Annotated in this window: 12 protein-coding genes; all 12 read right to left on the reverse strand. The window is 54.6% G+C overall.

Annotated features, from left to right (window positions below; all coding sequences use genetic code 11):
- Positions 1 to 67: 67 nt before the first annotated feature.
- Positions 68 to 985, reverse strand: coding sequence for a DUF5655 domain-containing protein (locus ASB66_RS17125; protein ID WP_060718414.1), 918 nt, complete (start codon positions 983 to 985; stop codon positions 68 to 70).
- An 11-nt stretch (positions 986 to 996) separates the two neighbouring features.
- Complete coding sequence (locus tag ASB66_RS17130) at positions 997 to 2,616, reverse strand: AAA family ATPase (protein WP_060718415.1); 1,620 nt, start codon at positions 2,614 to 2,616, stop codon at positions 997 to 999.
- A complete protein-coding gene (locus ASB66_RS17135) occupies positions 2,613 to 6,746 on the reverse strand; it encodes an Eco57I restriction-modification methylase domain-containing protein (RefSeq protein ID WP_060718416.1) in 4,134 nt (1,377 codons plus the stop codon). Before ASB66_RS17135 ends, ASB66_RS17130 begins: the two co-directional genes overlap by 4 nt.
- Positions 6,739 to 10,065, reverse strand: coding sequence for a helicase-related protein (locus tag ASB66_RS17140; RefSeq protein ID WP_060718417.1), 3,327 nt, complete (start codon positions 10,063 to 10,065; stop codon positions 6,739 to 6,741). The genes ASB66_RS17135 and ASB66_RS17140 overlap by 8 nt, the downstream gene beginning before the upstream one ends.
- 199 nt (positions 10,066 to 10,264) lie before the next feature.
- On the reverse strand, positions 10,265 to 11,041 hold the full coding sequence (locus tag ASB66_RS17145) for a hypothetical protein (protein WP_060718418.1): 777 nt from the start codon (positions 11,039 to 11,041) through the stop codon (positions 10,265 to 10,267).
- Positions 11,038 to 14,109, reverse strand: a complete 3,072-nt coding sequence (locus ASB66_RS17150) for an HsdM family class I SAM-dependent methyltransferase (protein WP_060718419.1) — start codon at positions 14,107 to 14,109, stop codon at positions 11,038 to 11,040. Before ASB66_RS17150 ends, ASB66_RS17145 begins: the two co-directional genes overlap by 4 nt.
- Before the next feature lie 233 nt (positions 14,110 to 14,342).
- A complete protein-coding gene (locus ASB66_RS17155) occupies positions 14,343 to 14,579 on the reverse strand; it encodes a DUF2274 domain-containing protein (protein WP_060718420.1) in 237 nt (78 codons plus the stop codon).
- Complete coding sequence (locus ASB66_RS17160) at positions 14,576 to 15,796, reverse strand: TraB/TrbI/VirB10 family type IV secretion system protein (RefSeq protein WP_060718421.1); 1,221 nt, start codon at positions 15,794 to 15,796, stop codon at positions 14,576 to 14,578. The genes ASB66_RS17155 and ASB66_RS17160 overlap by 4 nt, the downstream gene beginning before the upstream one ends.
- Positions 15,793 to 16,833, reverse strand: coding sequence for a P-type conjugative transfer protein TrbG (gene trbG / locus ASB66_RS17165; RefSeq protein ID WP_060718422.1), 1,041 nt, complete (start codon positions 16,831 to 16,833; stop codon positions 15,793 to 15,795). The genes ASB66_RS17160 and trbG overlap by 4 nt, the downstream gene beginning before the upstream one ends.
- The gene (trbF, locus tag ASB66_RS17170) at positions 16,830 to 17,519 is read right to left on the reverse strand and encodes a conjugal transfer protein TrbF (protein ID WP_060718423.1); all 690 of its coding nucleotides are present in this window, start codon (positions 17,517 to 17,519) and stop codon (positions 16,830 to 16,832) included. Before trbF ends, trbG begins: the two co-directional genes overlap by 4 nt.
- Positions 17,519 to 18,910: a P-type conjugative transfer protein TrbL gene (trbL, locus tag ASB66_RS17175; RefSeq protein ID WP_060718424.1), complete on the reverse strand. Its 1,392-nt coding sequence runs from the start codon at positions 18,908 to 18,910 to the stop codon at positions 17,519 to 17,521. The genes trbF and trbL overlap by 1 nt, the downstream gene beginning before the upstream one ends.
- Positions 18,907 to 19,194, reverse strand: coding sequence for a putative entry exclusion protein TrbK-alt (gene trbK-alt, locus ASB66_RS17180; protein WP_060718425.1), 288 nt, complete (start codon positions 19,192 to 19,194; stop codon positions 18,907 to 18,909). The genes trbL and trbK-alt overlap by 4 nt, the downstream gene beginning before the upstream one ends.
- Positions 19,195 to 19,200 lie beyond the last annotated feature (6 nt).

Raw genomic sequence — 19,200 nt, forward strand, 5'->3', positions numbered from 1 at the left:
CTTGTAAGACGAGTTTCCATAGCCGGTTCGGATACGAACAAATGAGACGCGGCAAGGGTTTCGCTGCTCATGCGTTTTCGTAGCTCAGCTTGATCAAGGGCGCTGCTCTTGCTAGATCGGAGGGAGCGGAGAGCGTGATCTCCAGATCACCAGTACCGTAGTGGCCGAGGTTGGACACGTCGCGGCTGAAGCCGTGCTCCAACTCCACCGTAGTCGGATCGACCTTCAGAAAGAGGAGAATTTTTGAGCTGGTCGGCCGAAATTCCACGCAGGCGAAATTCTTGATCCGCTTAAACGCGATGTAAAATCGGACTGTTGTTTCTTGGACGTCATCACCTAGGGCTATCAAATACGCCTTGAGCGCTTCGTATCGGTCAATCATAGAGACATCGAGTTCCTCCAGGACTGTCGAGATTGTTTTGTATTTGTAGGCATTATCAGCCTTGCTAGCTCCAGAGACGGACGGCACCAACGCCACAGATTTCACGGATTTGGCGCTGACCAAGTCCAGCATCAGCAGCTCGGCACCAAATCGACGATAACGGATCAACTCAATGTTCCGTTGAATCTGCTTCACGGCGTGATCGTCGTAGCGATTGAAATCGCCCGCAATACAAATCAAGCGAGGCGCTGACCAATCAACGGTTTCGGCTTGCTGCTGTCCAAGCGCTTTCATTACAAGCCACTGGAAGTCCTTCTGATGATCCATCAGCCAGTCGAGATAAAAAAGGCCCTGATTGATTACGTTCTCGTTGGTGGCTCGCTTGTACTCGATGATCACCGGACAGCCGTTTTCATCAAGCCCCAATGTGTCGATACGCCCACCATGGGTGGTGGTGAATTCGGATGAGAGAAAGCGCACGCCGAGCAACGCTTCGAGGTTCTTCTCGAACAGGGTCTGGAGCGATCTCTCTATCGTGTCTGTTGCGCCCGCGAGTTCGGAAACGCTACCTTGGCCGATGCGGAATAGTTTTATGTCGGACATAGATGGGCCTCTCAGGGCGCAAGTGCTTTCGCCCCCGATGGGACGACTTTCAAAGCGAATAGAAGGCTGTCCACGGCGTTAAGCGCGCCCTGTACTTCATGACTGGTCACGGAGGGCACGCCTCCATGCGATAGCTTGTTAAAGAGTATCGACGTATACATTTCGATCGCGGCTAGCGGGTTGTGATAGGTTCCATTTGTCTTGGTGCTGAAATCCTTCGCGGCCTGCAGCAATTCGCTGGCTGGTGTTTTGTCCGGAAGCTGCTGATAAGCAACCTTTACCCTCTTGTCTTCGCAGAATTCACGCAAGGCCAACTCCACGGCAATTCTCGCATAATTACCTGCGGCGTTCACGTGACCTTGCTTCAAGAATTTGCGACCATCGGCCAATACATCCGCCGCCGCGCTGGATGATGCCGAAGTTACAATAGGCGCCTTCGTCGGGTCGTCATCGGAGTGAATTTTTGCGTAGCTCCAATACTTGTCCGCCTTGTGCCGGCGTTGATACGCCCGGGCCATCTCGAACCAAACTCGATCGTGTGTGAGAAGCACGACCTGCCAGTCCTTGAAGTGTTTCGTCAGGAGATCAAGAACCGGCATCCGGTTCGACTGATCAAGGCCGATAAGCACATCGTCGAGCACAATCAGGCGGGGCGTATCGACTTGCAGAGTCGCGGCGCAGACCTGACGCCCCGCGAAGTAGATGGCTAGCGCTAAGGCCGAGAGCCGCGCCTCGTTAAGGAAGACCTGTGGGCGATCAACAGGTTGAGTTCGGAATGTCAGTTCGATGTCGACATCTTTGGTCTCCACTCTTTGCATTGGCGGGATATTTACTTTGTCGTTGTAGGTGACTCCGCGGACATTGAGCGAAACAACTTCAATATCAGTCCATCCCAAGTCCGTCAGCAGTGGTCCGATTTTCGGCTGAATGGCCGCTATTGCGTCCCGCAAACCCTGATTGATCGACGGCAACAGGGCCAAAACCTGAGGCTTTTCAGTCTTGCCAAGACGCTTCTTGCCACGAGCATCAAGATCGACCAGCCCAATCAATTCCATCCAAAGATCTAGCAGAGGCCTTTGCTTTCCATCATGCAAAGTCTCGAAGTCCCGCAACAGAACGTTGATGCAGACATCGAAGAGGTTCACAGGACCATCGCCGTGCCGGTAGTTGGTTTCCAGCAGTGAACGATAGTCAAGGATCGCCTTCTTGTAAGCCGCATTTTTCACCCGATCATCGGCCGCTGGTGTGATGTCGACCGGGTGGCGTGCAGTTGTCCATTCAGCAGCTGGCATCCCATCGTCGAACTCGACACTTATTTTCAGTCCAGCATCGGGCTGTCCTGAAAACACATTTTTCAACCCGAGCAACCGCTCTTTGCGGGCCTGCGGACCACGGCGGGCGACAGAAAAAAACTCATCGAGTGCATGAAACACCGAGGATTTACCGGAGCCGTTCTCACCGTAGATCAAGAGGTTCTTGCCATCGAGTCTGAAGGTGACCGGTTCTGGACCGGCGAAGGCGCGAAAATCGCAGAGCGTCAGGGACTTTATCTTTGGCGGGAGAACCGGCGGAGCCGCTGCTATGGGAGCAACGGCAACGGGCGGTGCAGGTAGAGGGGTGGCTTCACTCATTCCCGGCCCTCGATGATCCGCACGACATCAAGGGTAGCAAGATCGGAGAGCATGGTGCGAAGTCGCATACCGGGCGCGAGATCGGTGTCGGCGAAGCTTTCCGCAGCCCTCGCCAGTTCCACACCTTCAAGCCTAGCAAGGCGCCCAACGCCGGCGCGCTCGGCCTCCTCAAACAGGGTGAGGCCGCGGGCGTGCAGATCGTCCTTGAAGAAGAGCTCATAGACGAAGCCGTTGAGAAGTTGTTCGAAGCGGTTGTTCCCCTTGTCTCTCCTGACAATATCGACCACCGTCTCGATCGCATTTTTTTGATTTTCCGCTGGTTTTGGGATCGGTATCTGGAAAAGAAACTGTCGTGTAAATTCGTAGAAGCCTCCCTGCTTCGACGTGAAAATTTGTTGAGAAAACCACCATGAAACTGGGGAGTTCAAGACAGAAAGCAAAAATTTCCAGTCCTGATGAACGATGATGCACGCCTTATTAATACAACGAAAGCCAGCTTCGTCGGCCGCATACTGAACGTTATTCTGGATCTCCGGAGCGAAGATTTTGGGTTTGTCAAAATCGTCCCAATAGTCGCAAGATCTTAGCTCCCAAAAAAAGCGACCCTTGTCGGTGCGTTTCTTCAATTCGTTCTTGAATTGAAAAAGATGGTTCGCGATGGCCGGGAATTCCTTTGCAAAGAGGGTTTCAGCTTCGTCTGTGTTGAACTTACTCCATGAATGTTCCCTGTTTTCGGACGATTCCAACTGGATCAGCCATTTATCATCGGGCTCGATTTCCCACCGCTTTATGTCGCGGCCCATAAGTAGAGGTTTCAAGAGCGCCTTCGACGATGGGTGCTCACCAATGAGTCTATCTTTGTCAGCGGTGCTCACGATGAAGGCACCATTTAAGCCAGTCTTAATGCCATAGAGTATCTTTCCCTCGACATACTGGCCCAGCGGGATACCCGAGGCACGAATGTGCTCCAGAAGGCCACGCTTAGCCTGTGGCTCCAGCTGCCACCCCTCCATGACCAGCGCCTTTTGCGGCATGTTGAAGCCGATTTCCTCCACAAGTTTCGGGAAGCCTTCCACCTCCGCCTTGTCCCGCTCCTGCGGCCAGTTCATTACGCGCAGGCTGTCCGTTTCACCCGGTGCAGGCACAGGTGCATCTCGTCGCGTGGCGATAAGGATGGTAGGATAAGCGATAGCATCAAATACCTCCGCGTCGCCAAAATCGATAACGCGCCGTATCTGAGTCTGCCGGTTCAACCAGCCTCGTAGGTTCTGACCGTATTTTGCGCGATACCATTTGTTCGAGGTGATATAGGCGAAGGCCCCGCCAGGGCTAAGCAACTCGATGCCACGTTGAATGAAATAGACAAACAAATCCGCCGTGCCGGTGTAAGCACCGGGGGCGGACTTCGTTCCCGCATAGTATTTTTGCAGTGCCGGTTTCTGGTCCTTAATCGCCTCCTGCCTTACATAAGGCGGGTTGCCGATGACGAGATCGAATGGTCCGACCCGGTGGACGTCCTTTTCGGTGTTGCTTGTTTCAGGTGTAGGTAGCGCGAACATCCATTCGGGATCAAAAAAATCTGCGTGTGCATTCTGATCGAACGGATCCCAACGCGCCATCAGTTCTGCATCGTCGTTAGAGATGCCAAAATCCTGTTTCAGCAGGTCGCCAAGCTCGTCTCGAAGCCGCGCAATATCTTCCCGACGTCTCTGTTTATTTCGCGCGGTCCTGGCGCTGAAGTACCGCGCGTTCATCGCGCGAATTTCCGCCTCTTTCTCCTTAATGCTCTTGTCTGTGAAAAGATTGCCCTGCGCCTTGCGCTCGATAGGGATCAGCGAGTTTGCAGCGACCAGCTTGGTCTCAAGATTTGGAAGGGCCGTGATGTTCGCATTTGGCTGATCCGGATCGATTTTTTGGCTGACAACGAGCGAAATGAAGAAACGAAGCTTGGCGATCTGAACGGCGATGGGTTGGATATCGACACCGAAAATACATTTATCAATGAGGTAGAGTTTACGGGCGTAATCCGGCTTGTTCGCATCGGAAAAATCCCGATCGAGCTTGGCAAGAGCGGCTTTCGCGTCTTCAATCTCATCGTGGCGTCGATCGGGGTCAAGCGTGTCCGCAAGGGCGATCCTGCTCTTGAAGGGACGCTCGAGCTGCGCGCGCCACCGCGCATTGTCGGGGTCCAACCGGTGCAGCACGTGGATCAATTTCTGCAATAACCCCATCGGGAACGCCCCCGAACCGCAGGCCGGATCAAGCGCTTTGAGCTGGTCGATCGCGGCGATCAACTCATCCGACTCAGCATTCGAGAATGGATTGCCGCTTTCCTTGAAAGACAGCAGGTTACGCAGGCGGGCACCAAGATCGTCATCACTGCCTCCTTCAGAGAAATTGGCCTGCTTGCTGACTGTGAGGTCGAACTCATCCGGCATCGCCATATCAAAAGCCTGCTGACGCGGCTTAACTAGCGACGATCGTACGGGCTTTGTTGTGAGCCGCCGCTCCAAATAGGCAACAAGTGCCTCATTGACCATATAATCGACAACTTCTCGCGGGGTGTAGAATGATCCTGATTTCTTTCGCGCCGTCGTGCGGGTGTCGGTGTTGTAGCTAGCAAGTAGGTTCTCAAAGACTTTGCCAAGCAGCTCAGGATCGAGTGCAACTTCCTCCTCGACTGGCGTATTTTCCTCGACGGTGAACTTGTAGCGGGAGAAGAGCTCTATCAAGCCGTCGGCCTCATAGATCCTCCCTTTGGTTTCGTATTCCTCGTTGAGATCGACCTTTTCCTTACTAGCGAAGAAGACTTTGTTCGGGACTTTCAGGTGGTTGTCAGGGCGTTCGGAGAAGCCGTCGATGCGGATCACATCACGCGCACCTTCCTTGACGGAGCGTGTTTTTAGATTAGGGTTGCGCTCAAAATCTCGGCTCAAGACCTCCCGATCCAGGCACTCGAAAAGACCACCATTTAGGAATGGAACCTGCTTAAAGAGAGCGAGGGCCTTGTCGGGCTCACGGAACGCATCACGGAAACGGTAAACTGTGTGGATGAGATATTGCCCGTCAAGCCCACCTCCAATGGCTTTTGTTCGCCACGTCCTGTTCTCCGACATCTCGGTGTTCAGCGTGGCGAAGAACAGATTCTGTAGTACGGCCTTATAGTAGGTGCTGCTGTCACGCGCAGTGGTCGGGTCGTCTTTCAGCAGTTGGCGGACTTCAGCGGGATCGAAGAGCGCCTCTGGTACGAGGCCTTTTTCCTTGATGAACCAGACGAATATCAAGCGCGTTAGAAGCCGGATAACGGCGATCTGATTTTGGGCGTCAAAGGCTTCCTTTTTCGCCTTTTCGGTATTTTCATTCTCACGCGCGCGAACGGCAGTAGGAAACTCAACAACTTTGGTGGACCAGTAGAACCAATTTGCAAGCTCGCGATAAAAGCGCTTGTTCAGCGTCTGGGCTGAGAGCGCTTCGATCCAACCATCATAGAGATCGCGAAAATTCGTCGGTATGCCGCGTCCGCGCACTTTTACGGCCGACAGTGCGATATCGCAGAGAATGTCTATATGCGCTCGATGCGGTGACGCTAGATCGATGTCCTTCACAACCGAGATACGCTTCTCGATGACGTCGCGTGAACCATCCATCTTGTTCTGGCGGCGATCGATTACTGCAAGTGACGCAAGGCCGCTATACCTGAATAAAATGACGGCCGGCATCGGAAAGAGCCGGTTGATTTCCCGCGTGATGCCTGCGAGGCCGCTCCGACTCCACTCTTCGTCAGCAAGCTCAATGGCGAGAAAGACAAAGGATTCAATAATCGACGTGCGATAATCCTGCCGCCCTGCGAGCAGTTCCGGATTCCCTTGGGCAAGCATCGGGATTTCATCGTTGGTCAGCTGAAAAAGGAAATCGACACGTTTCCATTTTGTGAGATGCGCGTCTTTCCTGGATGCCAAGACCCCATCGCGGTCGATGAAGCTCAGAAACGAGGCGGGACTGCCATCCAGATCAAGGGTCTTGCGGCTTGCATATCCCAACGCACCGAAGAGCTCGATGGCTGCTGTTTTCGTTGGCTGGAGTGAAAACGTCTTAAGCGCTGCGGCGACCTTCACCGTTGTGTCAGCCATTGGCAAGCTCCTCCGAATTCATGATGACCAACCACGTAATCAGGTCAAAATCGATTGCCGTCTTGGGCAGTTTAGTTTCATCGACCAGTTTGCCACCTCTGCCGGCGAAGAGGTTTCCGAAATTCTTCTTGTCGGTCTGGGAGGCAATTGCCGTAAGGGCGGAATCAAGCAACGCGCTGTACCGCTGCATGTCCTTGCCATCATTGGTTTGGGAATCAAATAGTTCGCAGAGTTTCGCATATGGTTCCGTCTTGCCCTGGCAGAGTGATCGGAAAATTTCGAGGATTTGTTTTGGGGCCGTAAAGTTGTAGCGAACCTCCCCTGAATCTCGAACATAGACAAGGAAGTATGGCTGCAGCGGGTTTACCGCCTCAGCTCCAGCCGCATTGTTACGCTGTTTGAGGCAGTAGATCGTGCCAGCCTGGATTGTCGGATAATCTGTCGTCGTCGGCACAACCGAATAAAGCCCCAGTGGCGCATTCTCCAGCCGCTCGCGGTTGGCCTCTATAAAACCGAGGAGCTCCGCACGGAAATCGTCCAATGTAAATTCGTTTAGCGCAACGGACTCATTGAAATCTTCAAGATCAAGAACTTCATCCTTTAGCCGCAGCAACTGCTTGTCGCGATATCGAAGGTCGCTCTGTACGAGTTCCTCGATATCCTTGGCATTCAGGATGTTGTCTTCATTGGTCGCGGCGATGTCGACTAGGGCCATGCGCGCCTCGACGCGGTTCTTTAGGTTTATGTACTTGTTTAGGTCTGGTGTCGGCCAGAAGTTTACCAACTGGATCTCTTGATTGAGGCTGCCGATACGATCGATACGGCCGAACCGCTGGATGATCCGGACCGGGTTCCAATGAATGTCGTAGTTGACGAGGTAATCGCAGTCTTGAAGATTCTGCCCCTCCGAGATGCAGTCCGTTGCAATCAAGATATCGATCTCACCCTCTTGCGGCATGGACTTGAGCTTCGCACGCTGCTTAGCCCGAGGAGAGAAATTGGTGAGAATCTGAGAGAAGTCTGGCTTACCAAAGGTTGTGCGATTGGGTTTCGCCCCTCCGGAAACGAGTGCAATATGTAGCCCTAAAGCCCCGCGCGCCCATTCTTCCAACGCCCCGTAAAGGTAAGCGGCGGTGTCTGCAAAAGCGCAGAAAACGATTACCTTGCGATTTTCCTCACCGTTGCTGTTGCAGTCGGGATGTCTAACTTTGTGTTCGATTAATTGTTTCAGTTTTGCTAATTTGGCGTCGCGAGAAGTATCGACAGCCTGTGCAGCGTCGGAAAGCAAAGAAAGCTGCTGTTTGTCGGTCGCGAGATCCTTAAGCCACTGATCGACATTGAGGTGAGCCATCTCGAACTTGAGCTTCGAGCCAACCTGGAAGGCCTCGGTAAGATCGTCGTCGTCCTCATCCTCGACGGCAAACAGGTCTGGCTGAAGAGTGTCTTCGGCTGCCTTCGCATGCGCCTTGTACGCGCGGAGCCTTTCTTCCAACGCTTCAATCTTGGAGACGGTCCTTTCCATCGTGATCGCAAACGCGTGCACAGAGCTCTCAAGGCGCTTCAGGAAGTTGACCTTTATCATGCCGATCAGGAACTTTTCGCGATTGGCCTGTGAAAAGTTCCTAATTTTTCTCTCTTCATATTGTGCGGCGTACGCAGACAGAACGTAACGCGATGGGTTGAAAAGCGAGAGTTCGTATTTGGAAATTTCGTCGTTTAACCGATCGTAAGACAGAAACCGGCCTTTGAGATCTATCTCGGAAAATACAGATTCCGGCTTTCTCCGTTTAGGAAAGTGGCCAATTTTTTCGAGCGAAGAGCGGTAGTATTTCTTAATGTGATTCCGGGACCGGGCGATTGTTAATTCATCAAGCAGCGTAAAGAACGACGCCGGCAATCGATCCATAAGGTCGCGTGCATCGCGCTCACCACTGCGGCGCGCCCATTCCATGAACGTCTTCTGGGCGGTAGAAAGTGTATCTTTGATGCTGCTGATCGCCAAATCTGGGGCGAAAGCTGCGTCCCGGCCTTCCGTAACAAAATAGATTTGGTTTCGCAGGTCGCCTAGGTCATTGTTCACCGGCGTTGCCGACAGCAAAAGAATTTTTGTTTTCACGCCCTTCTTGATCACATCGTCCATCAACCGCTCATAGCGGCTCTTTCGGATGATATTTCCGTCTTCGTCGCGCCTACCTTTTGTGTTGTTCCTGAAGTTGTGTGATTCATCGATCACGACCAGATCGAAATTGCTCCAGTTGATGGTCGACAGGTCAATACCATCAACCCTTCCGGATTCGCGCGATAGGTCAGTGTGCGAAAGCACCGCATAGCTGAACCGATCCTTTAGAAAAGGGTTCAGATCGCTATTATTCTGCGCAAGAAAAACAGTCCAGTTGTCCCGCAACTTTTTTGGGCATAGGACCAGAACCCGATGATTTCGGAGTTCGAAATACTTGATTACAGCCAGCGCCGAATAAGTTTTTCCAAGGCCAACGCTATCCGCGAGAATACAACCATTGTGTGCGTTGATTTTGTGAATTGCCCCCTTTACCCCATCTTTCTGAAAATCAAAAAGCGCCTTCCATATTTCAGTGTCGATGATTGCGGTCTGCTCGAAGAGAGCAGCATCTGCGTCCTGGCCTGAAATGAACCGTTCGAAGACGTGAAAGAGCGTCTTAAAATATATGAACTCGGGCGCGTGGTTTACATAGAGCTGCTCAAGATACCGTAAAACCTCATCTTTAACGTCGGATACGAGGTTTTCGTCCGTCCAAATTGAATCGAACCATGCTTTCAAATCGGTTCGGTCGCGGTCGCTATCAACGACAAGATTGAGCTCCAGGTTAGGCGGAGTGGATAACCCTAAGCCTCGCCGCGTGAAGTTTGAGCTACCGAGTAGTGCGTGCTCTCGGCGGCCATCATCGATGTGATACATCTTTCCATGCAAAAAATTGGCATCAACAACGGAACGAATCTGCACCTTTTTTCTGATCCAGTTTGCGCAGTCAAACGCAACTTTACGCTGAACGAGGCGGTTTGAAAGCTCCAGACCGTCATCGTCAATTGAAAAGTGCTTTCTCTCGTTTTTTTCAGGATCAAGGGATGCAATAAAACGAGGTTCGCCGAATAGGAACTGCAGATTTTCGATGCCTTCTAAGCGAGTGCGCAGGGACTCATAGGCATGTATGGTAAAGTATGCGGAGACGATCGAGAGTTTGCTTCCCTCGCATACTTTGAGGTTAAGAAAGTCAGCCACGCTTCCGCGAGAATGATTATCCCTAATTCCGCTGGAAGGTGCCTGCACATTTTCCCCTGTCATCTGCAACTAAACTTTCTCAACGTTTTACAACTGGCCGCCAACTATGAATCCGGGCTTGTCTGGACGTTCATGATGGCGTGACGGTCTTTTCCGCCACTTTCAATAACTCCGCAATCTCGCAAAGCACCCAGATTTCTCCGCTCCTGTTAATCGGATTGCTCGCAACTCCGCGTGATACACCATCCCGGCATGGACAAGCTTACCGTGCAGAAGGAGTGCAATCAAATTCCAGGACGATGTGGAACACAAGAACTTCGGCTTGGGCGGGCGATTTCACATAATTAAATGGTACCTGACTGAACAATATCTGTTGCCCGCTTGGGGGCAACGTATGCTGAAACGAGGAGATTGCCGGGGATGTGGAGGCCATTTGGCTGCTGATTCTTGCCAGCCAAGTGGCACGATCCTCCGCTACCGTATAAGCGATCATTCCACCAACGAGCTCGTCAGTGTATGGCTCTTTTGGATCAGAGAAACGCCCGAGCCCGTCTCGCGAAAGATAATTTTTACTGATTTCGGCCTCTGTGGTCAGCACCTTAGCCTCGATACGAAGATCGAAACTGCCAAGACCACTGCGGTAAAAGCGAAAGTCAGTCGGCTTTGCGAAACGGCCGATGCCTGTTTTCTGACGACGCGGCGCTTCTGCGTGAAATTCAAGACTGTCTATATCTGCGATATCAGGCTCCAAATTATGGGCATTGAGCATGAAGTCCCGCTTGACCAACTCCATCTGCTCAACCAAAGCCTCAGAAACAGCCGTCTCTTCCGGGACTTTGAAGCCGTTTTTGCTGTTGATCCTGTGGGCTGACTTACGCCACCAGCCCGTGAGACCGGTGTAATGTTTTTGGCCCTCAGCACTTCGGATACGCCGCTCTGCCTCCTCAAAAAGCCGAACGACCTGGTAGATAGTATGCTCCCATAGCATCTTCTTACCGAGGGCTGCATTGCTGGTAAAGAAAACCTCAAAGTGACTCAAGCAGCGGCCCCCGAGCGAAGTATGGCGGCCGAAATACTCCGAGCATCTGCGAACGCCTGCTCCATAGTCCAGGCGGCGTGCGTCCAAGGCTTTAAAATAACCGCACTATTGGACGATGGATCGTAGCTTATGGCGGAGTATGGGGTAAACTCTCCTTGACGGGCGGGTAAGGTCTCTTTGAAGGCAGTGGCTGTTGATCCGTCGCCACGCCGACCGAATTGGATCAGAATTTGAGCGAAATATTCATCGCTTCGATTGTTTTGAAGCGTGACAGTAGCTTCGGCCTGCGAACCGAACCCTTGCAATAGCTGCGTGGACAACATCGACTGATATAGATCGATGTTACCATCATCTGGTCTTTGTAGGCTCGCGGTTGGCAACTGGGAATCTTCGTAACCGCTTCTAAATTCAACATATTCCTTCACCGACGCGGCGAAGGATCTGTCGAGACCCATCCTAACCGAGACAAGATTTGTGATCGACGACTGGTCCCCCGACAGCAGCGTGTCGAGAGCACTATCCTCTAAACCCTCGATAGGGAAAGGAACTGCTTCAAGGTCATTCTTTTCCAGACGCGCATGGTCTAAAATCCAGCTCTTGCCAATCAACGCAAAGAAATAGCTTGCGACATCGGACAAAAGATATTTTGCCATCGCGGTCAGAAGCTTCTTTTCAGCCATGCCAGCGGAGCGTTCTACAAAGTAGACGGCATTGAACGTTGACGAAAAACCAACAGGTTTTTCGATGAAAACAGCATCATTCATGCTGCGCGGAATCAACAACACGTTTCCTGAGAACAAGGTTTTGAACTGAGCATCGATCTGGTATCGCTCAAGCTGATTATGTGGATATGCTTGAAATCCGAACCCTTCCAATCCAAGCGCTCGCTTGTAATCGGCCTTCAAGAGAAACTTGTCTGGAAGTCCTGTTTGGGCGGGGCTCCCGCCACGCGACATTCGCAACCCCCACGTCGCAAGAAACCCGCCGAGTGATTTCGATGTCTGTTCAGTCCACATCTTGAGGTGACGAGCATATCTGCGATCCAGCGGACGCAAGATGAGGTGGTTGAACCAGCCCTCCGGGTCCCGTACAAGATCGCGCAACCGGTGCGTCTCCACATCCGACGCGTTCGCGATGATCGACCACAAATGGCCCTTTTCACCTATGGGCTGAGATGAAAGCAGTGGCGAGTAGACCCAAACCTCGTCCATTGGATGAGGTTCGGTATTCCGGGCAAATACCGCGATTGTTGGACTTCTGGCCTCGGCGAACAGCCTATATCGGAAATGCGAAAGATTGGCGATGCCAGCAAGGGCGAACTGCGAGGCGACCGCATTCGGAAACGCTGAAGCGCTCCGGCTGACAAAGCTTCTGGTAGAGATCAGGATCCCAATGGCGCCGTCGACAGCAAGAAGGTCGCGTTTGATCTTCCAGATGAAAAGCTCAGAGAGGCGCTTGTTTGATACGGGATAATGATGTGCATCCAAGCTGGCATGGAATTCTATTGCCGCAGCCATTGATTGAGCAATTTTATCCTGCCGTTCTTGAGAGCGCTGCGCATTTGTCCGGCTGGCGCTATCGCCAAACGACCCCCATGGAGGATTGCCTACGACGTGGGTAAAACGTCCGACGCTGTTCGGACCTTCGCTCTGCACGGCAAACAGATCCTGAGAAATGATGTTGTTCACCAGCGGCGGGAAGACCTGTGTCCCTCGCGCCATTTTTGCAAGCGCTGTAATATTGGTCCCCGTAATATAATCCAACAGAGTTAGGTACAGACTGAAACGGCACACGTTTGCTGCCTGCCCATTCCGTTCGATCCCGAAAATGTTTTGTTCAAGCAACTTGCGCGAGGATCTGAATTGTTTCCCCCCCCAAGTGCCGGCAGGTAGTGTTCTTTCCAGTATGCGGCGATACGCGCCGACCAGAAATATTCCAGACCCCGCCGCAGGATCAAGGATACGACTCGACTTTGTGAAAGATTTAATACGATCAGTCTCATCCAGCACATAGTCAACTAGAAAAGGCGGCGTGTAGAAAGCACCATCGTCTGACTTGGAGTCTTCTGATTCAAGTGCGAGGAACAGTTCATATATCGCGGAGATTGTTTCGGTCCGCAGTGTCGAAAACGAGACATCCAAGAAGCTTAGCTGTCGCCCACTAGGGCTGACGCGATCTCCATGACGTATCACGCGATGAATCATATGAAGAGTGCCGTCAGTTACCGTTTTCCGGTGCACCTCAGGCACAGGAAAGATCGCTCCGTTCATCACATCATCAATTGCGTCGAATAATGACCAAACTTCTTTTGCAGGCCATACAACATGAGAACGCTGGGGATCGTCGAGACTTGCCGCGATCGATGGGCAAAGCAATTCGTCGCCGTCCGGAGCCTTCAGGCTCGCGATCCAGCTTGTATCAACGATATGCCGGTCGAGTAGAACGTACAGGTACAGAAACCTCCCTATGATCGCATGAATGACTGATCGGTCCAATTCCAGCTGTTCGGTCTGTACGACGTGGCTGAGTGCAACGATTCCTTCCAGCAAAGCCTTGTCAACACGCGATGAGCGATCGATAGCGAAATCGCGCCACACCACTGAACTGCTCAAGGCGATAGCCGTGAGTGACGTGAGTTCTACCGGAAGGCTTTCAGAATCTCCTAATTTTTCCCACGGCACGCTGATCGCCTGCTCGGGTGGCGGAGCCAGACCGCGCCTTATTTGCAGGCCTGACGGTGTTGCCACAAAAAGTAGCGGTACGACACCCTGGCTCCAAACAAGACGGTGAATGTCTTTGGCGGCGGCATCATCCTGTGCTGAGCAGAAATAAAGTATAGGTGTGAAATTCTGACGATGACCCGAAGCGGGTGCACCAAACCCGAACACAGCATAGGTGCCCACGGTGTCAAACGCCTGTCTGACTATATGCCTATTTGTTGTGCCCTTGAACTGCTTCCAAGAACGGGTCAGCCCGACGCTGTTGTCAAAACCAAGGCGAGCAATGACATCCTCTAGCTTTGCAAAGAGGTTCTCGGTCTTTTCATTTGGTGTTGCCTCTTTAGCCATTGAATTCTAAAATTTCGAGCGATTCTTCCTATATTTTATCCGGCGATTATCTCTTGAAATCCCTCACAAGTCATTACGATTTATAAAGAATTTCAGAATCTGATTTGTTCAGGTTGTTCAGGCACTTAGCGGTCGCGCTGCCGTTTCTCCAGACTGGACAACTTAATGATTGCAACTTGTTCTATTTTTGTTCTCGCAGTCAAGGCACGTTTTGCAGCACCAGCAATTCAATGTCAGCGTTCCGTCGGCGGACCGGCACGCTTCGCCTTTGTGAACCCCTTGTCATTTGCCATGAACCTTTGAAGCATCGGAACAACGAGTTTGGCTGGATCGACTGGTGCAGCTTCGCCAGCGGTGCGCGCAAGAATGGAAGCATAAGCCTGCAAGTCCCTGAACACCGCCGCGGGAAGCTCGACAGTAATCTTGACGGGCCGGTCGTCGGGAATGACTGATAGCCTAAGTTTCGTCATGTCGGTTCCTTCGCCGCTCCATAGGGTTTCATCACCAGATCGCGGTTGACGATAACGCGGACTGGAAAACCCGGCCGGATCGTCAGAGTCGGCTGAATGTTGAATTGGCGACCAACAATCTGCTGGCCGATGTCTGAGGCACTGTCTTGGGCGCTTTCGCGGATGGCGCTGGCAATATCGCTTTCATCGTCGGACGAGAGTTCCGTGCCGATACCGAGCAGCGTTGAGAGCGCAGCGGCCTTGAACAGCTGTCCCCAGTGATAATCGACTTCGTCCTCGAGCCCGGAGAACCCTTGCGTATCCGCGCCCTGCAGACGCTCCAGCACGATGGACGAACCGTCCGGCATGATAAGGCGGTTCCAGACCAGCAGCACACGGCTCTGCCCGAAGGCAACCTGACTGTCGTATTGACCGATCAGGCGCGCGCCTTGCGGAATGAGCAGATGCGAGCCGGTCGGACTGTCATAGACGTGTTCCGTCACCTGCGCGGTGATCTGGCCGGGCAGATCGGATTTGATGCCGGTTATCAGGGCCGCGGGAATGATCGTGCCCGCCTGCACGACATAGGGAGACACCTTCTCCTGCACGCGGTCGGTACTGACGGTTTGCCGGTCAGTCTCGCCATTGAGGAAGGCGAGCTTGCGGTCCTGCATGTTTTGCGCGGACCCGGCGTCCAGCGATGGCGTCTCGGATGGAATCGGCATACCGGTGGCGGGATCGACGGCAGAAGTGGGTGCTATTACCGATGCGATTGTCTGGGCTCCCGTCGTTCGCTCCCCACGACTGTCAGTGAACAGCTTTGCCAGACGGGCGGCTTCGATCTCGGCAAGCCGGCGTTGCTCTTCGGGATCGACGCGCGGTGTCTGGATGTTCGGTGTGACGATAGGCTTGCCCGCCTCCTGCGCCCGAAGGATCGGCCGACCGAGGTCGCCCGGCAACGCCGGACCCAGTTTCGGAATGTTGGTGTAATCTCTCGGCAGGCCGGCCAGGCCATCGGCAGGTGCCGTGTTGTCGGTATTATAGAGTTCAGTCGGGGACTGGCTACCGCGCCGATTGGTATCGAGCGCCCAGAACAGTGCCGCCGCAATGGCGATACTGGCCACGCCGCCGAGACCGATTAGCACCTTGCGCGACAGCCGCGTGACGCGTCGCGGCTCTGGCCGCAGGCGCAGTTCGGCCTGAAGGCTCACATCCGATGATTTTGCAGACCCTGTCATCGGCTGCGCTCCGAGGAGAACGGCGTAGTCCGCTTCGCCACTGATCGACCATCGGTACGGACGATGCGAACATGCTTCTGGCTGTCCTTGTCGCCAAGCCGGAGTTCGGCAGCAGCGAACAGCCGATCGACGACATAATAGTTCTGACGGGCGCGGTAGTTGACCAGTTCGGAATTGCCGGACGGTCCGATCACGAACAGCGGCGGCATTTCGCCCTGTCCGATGCCGGACGGGAATTCGATGTAGACCTTTGCGCCATCGTCAAAGGCGCGCATTGGCCGCCATGGTGCTGCGTCGCCCTCGATGCGGTAACGGAAGTTCAGCTTCGAGATGTCGATGCCGGTGGCGACCGCTTGCGTCTCCGCCGCTCTCGCATTCTGCCGTCGCAGCGCGACCAGCTGGTCCTGCGGATATTGCCAGGAGACCGATGCCATGTAGGTCGAAGGCGTGGACCGCAGTTCCAGATGGTAGGTGCGTCGATCGGTGTTGATGACCAGATTGGTCTGAAGATCGGGGCGCGTCGGCTTCACCAGAATATGCACTTGCTTTGACGACGCCGTGCCGCTTTCAGTATCGCCGATGATCCAACGCACGGTGTCGCCGGCAGCCACAGGGCCGGAGCCAACCAATTGCTCGCCAGCCTGGAGGGCAATGTCCGTCACCTGTCCCGGTGCTGCGTAGACCTGATAGAGCGCGCCGCCCGAGAACGGATAGACCTGTACGGCATTGATGAAGCCTTCGCGGACCGGTTGGATGCGGGCGGCTTCGTTGGCCAGCGTAATCCGTGCCTTCGGATCGTCAGGTTCGGCCTTAGGCTTTTCCCCGTGGATCGGCTTCAACTGGCCGGGTAACGGCAGGGGTTTCGGCAACTCGACCACCTTGACCAGACCCACCGGATCGGCAGTCAGCACGGCGGGTGCCGCATCGTCGTAGTCGATCTCCGGCGGGATGTATTTCTTCGCGCAGCCGGCAAGCGCCGATGCGGATAATAGCGCTGCCAGCAGCAGTGATGCCCTTTTCCTGTATGCCCCCTTCATTGCGAAAGCTCCTTCGACCAGTTGATTGCGTTGACGTAGACGCCGAGTGGATTGGCGCGCAGTTTGTCAGTGGTGCGCGGCGGTTGGACCACGACGGCCAAAATGGCGGTCCAGCGTTCGGTGGCAGAAAGCTGGCCGTTCTCGAACCGCCGCTCGGTCCAGGCAACGCGGAAACTGTCGGGCGAGGCGCGAATGACGCTGGAGATCTCGACGGCGATCTGGTTCTTGCCGACCTTCGTGAACGGGTCATTTACACGCGCGTAATCGTTGAGCGCGATCGCCCCGCGATCGGTGGTGTATTCGTAGGCGCGAAGCCAGTTCTGCCGCACGATGACGGGATCAGCCGGAATGCTGCGAACCTGCTCGATGAAACGGGCGAGATGCCAGGCGATCTGCGGATCGGTGGGCCGATAGTCGGTCACAGCAGAGGCAACGGCCTGCGCCTCGCCGAACTTGTCGATCTGCACCACCCATGGCACGACAGTCCCACGCGTCGATTGCCAGACCAGCGCCGATGCAAAACCGCCAGCCAGAAACAGAGAGCCGAAGGCCATCAGCCGCCAGTTTTTCGCCTGTACACGGGCAGACCCTATGCGCTCGTCCCAGACCTGCGCGGCCTTCTGGTAGGGCGTTTCGGGCTCCGGGGTCCGTTCGTAGCGCACGGAAGGTCGCCTAAAAATGTTCATCATCGGTCATCCTGGTTGAGAGAGACGGACATGGAGCCACCACCGTGATCCGCAGAGCGGACCGTGTGGGCAGCCGTGCTGACACCGTGACTGACGGTGCTGCTCCGCTTCATGCGTTGCGCCCATTCGGGCGGTGTCGAGGGCGATATGTCAGAGCCGGAGACGGCGGCGGAGGTTGCGGACTGCGAACCGGCAGACGATGGATCGTTGGCGGCTTCGGGTATGTCGACGCCGACGTCGTTCTTGCCGCCGGTCGCTTTCCATGCGGCGGCCTGTCCAGAGCGATAGCTGGAGCTCATGGATTGTGATGCGCCTGAGGCCATGGCCCTGCTCTTGTTCACGGCAAAACCCGCGGCTGCTTTTGCGACACCGGCAAAACCGGCAGCACCACCGCCGGTCCCTGTCGATCCAGCGGTTGCATCACCAAGACCGTATGCGGTCCTGGTGCCGCCAGCGAGTGTTGCCCCTCCCCTTGCCGCGCCGCTGACAGCACTTGCGGCAGCACCCAGTCCGGCCTTGGCACCCATGTAACCGGCGGCTCCGAGACCGGCCGCGGCAAGACCGGTTCCGACGGCAGCGCCTGCTCCAAGTTGAGGGGCGCCAGACACCAGGCCACTGGCGATGCCGGGACCGAAAATCGACAGGCCCATCAAAGACAGCGCGCCCAGCACCAGCGACAGCGCCTCGGTGATGGTCGGTTGTTCGGAGAAGCCGGATGTGAACTCGTCGAACAGGCCGGAGCCGATGCCGACGATGACGGCCAGCACCAGAATCTTGACACCGGACGCGACGATGTTGCCGAGCACCTTTTCGGCGAGGAAGGATGTCTTGTTGAACAGCGCGAAGGGGATCAGGACGAAGCCCGCAAGCGTCGTCAGCTTGAACTCGATCAGCGTGACAAAAATCTGGATGGCGAGGATGAAAAAGGCGACAAGAACGATGACCCACGCGACCATCAGCACGAAGATCTGCACGAAGTTCTCAAAGAAGGCGATATAGCCCATCAGCTCGCCGGCCGCCTGGAGGATGGGATTGCCCGCATCGATGCCGACCTGGGCCACACGGCCGGGCTGCAACAGTTCCGAAGCCGACAGACTGGAGCCACCGGCCTTGAGACCGAGCCCGGAAAAGCTCTCGAAGACGATGCCCGCGAGCCGGTTGAAGTTACCGATGATGAAGGCGAGAAAACCGATATAGAGCGTCTTCTTCACTAGCCGCTGCAGCACGTCCTCATCCGCGCCCCATGCCCAGAACAGACCGGCCAGCACGATATCGATGACGATCAGCGTCGAGGTGAGAAAGGCGACTTCGCCGCCGAGCAGGCCGAAGCCGCTGTCGATGTAGGCGGTGAAGGTTTCGAGGAAACGGTCGATGATACCGGTATTGTTCATGGCGACGGCACCTCGCCGGTCTTCGGTGCGACCGGCCGATCGGTTGCGAAGAACCGGCGGCGGCTCTCCGCCCAAGCCTTGCGGCAGGCGGCATCATCGACAGCACCCATGCCAAGGTCACGGCAGCGCGCGAGCGCGGTCTTGACGGGCTCGCCGCCCGGACGCCCGATACTGGGGGCTTTTGCATCGGTTGCGTCTTCATCTTGCAGGGCCACAATTGCGGCGGTCAGCCCTGCACCAAGTGCGAAGACGGCAAGTATCCGGGCGGCGATCTTCAGGTCCATTTGTCT

Source organism: Gillisella vitis, assembly GCF_001541345.2.
Classification (GTDB): domain Bacteria; phylum Pseudomonadota; class Alphaproteobacteria; order Rhizobiales; family Rhizobiaceae; genus Allorhizobium; species Allorhizobium vitis.

What these genes read in the sequence shown, in the direction of transcription:
- ASB66_RS17125 (WP_060718414.1), bottom strand. Translation starts at nt 985, where the DNA reads ATGTCCGACATAAAACTATTCCGCATCGGCCAAGGTAGCGTTTCCGAA.
- ASB66_RS17130 (WP_060718415.1), bottom strand. Translation starts at nt 2,616, where the DNA reads ATGAGTGAAGCCACCCCTCTACCTGCACCGCCCGTTGCCGTTGCTCCC.
- ASB66_RS17135 (WP_060718416.1), bottom strand. Translation starts at nt 6,746, where the DNA reads ATGGCTGACACAACGGTGAAGGTCGCCGCAGCGCTTAAGACGTTTTCA.
- ASB66_RS17140 (WP_060718417.1), bottom strand. Translation starts at nt 10,065, where the DNA reads ATGACAGGGGAAAATGTGCAGGCACCTTCCAGCGGAATTAGGGATAAT.
- ASB66_RS17150 (WP_060718419.1), bottom strand. Translation starts at nt 14,109, where the DNA reads ATGGCTAAAGAGGCAACACCAAATGAAAAGACCGAGAACCTCTTTGCA.
- ASB66_RS17155 (WP_060718420.1), bottom strand. Translation starts at nt 14,579, where the DNA reads ATGACGAAACTTAGGCTATCAGTCATTCCCGACGACCGGCCCGTCAAG.
- ASB66_RS17160 (WP_060718421.1), bottom strand. Translation starts at nt 15,796, where the DNA reads ATGACAGGGTCTGCAAAATCATCGGATGTGAGCCTTCAGGCCGAACTG.
- trbG (WP_060718422.1), bottom strand. Translation starts at nt 16,833, where the DNA reads ATGAAGGGGGCATACAGGAAAAGGGCATCACTGCTGCTGGCAGCGCTA.
- trbF (WP_060718423.1), bottom strand. Translation starts at nt 17,519, where the DNA reads ATGAACATTTTTAGGCGACCTTCCGTGCGCTACGAACGGACCCCGGAG.
- trbL (WP_060718424.1), bottom strand. Translation starts at nt 18,910, where the DNA reads ATGAACAATACCGGTATCATCGACCGTTTCCTCGAAACCTTCACCGCC.
- trbK-alt (WP_060718425.1), bottom strand. Translation starts at nt 19,194, where the DNA reads ATGGACCTGAAGATCGCCGCCCGGATACTTGCCGTCTTCGCACTTGGT.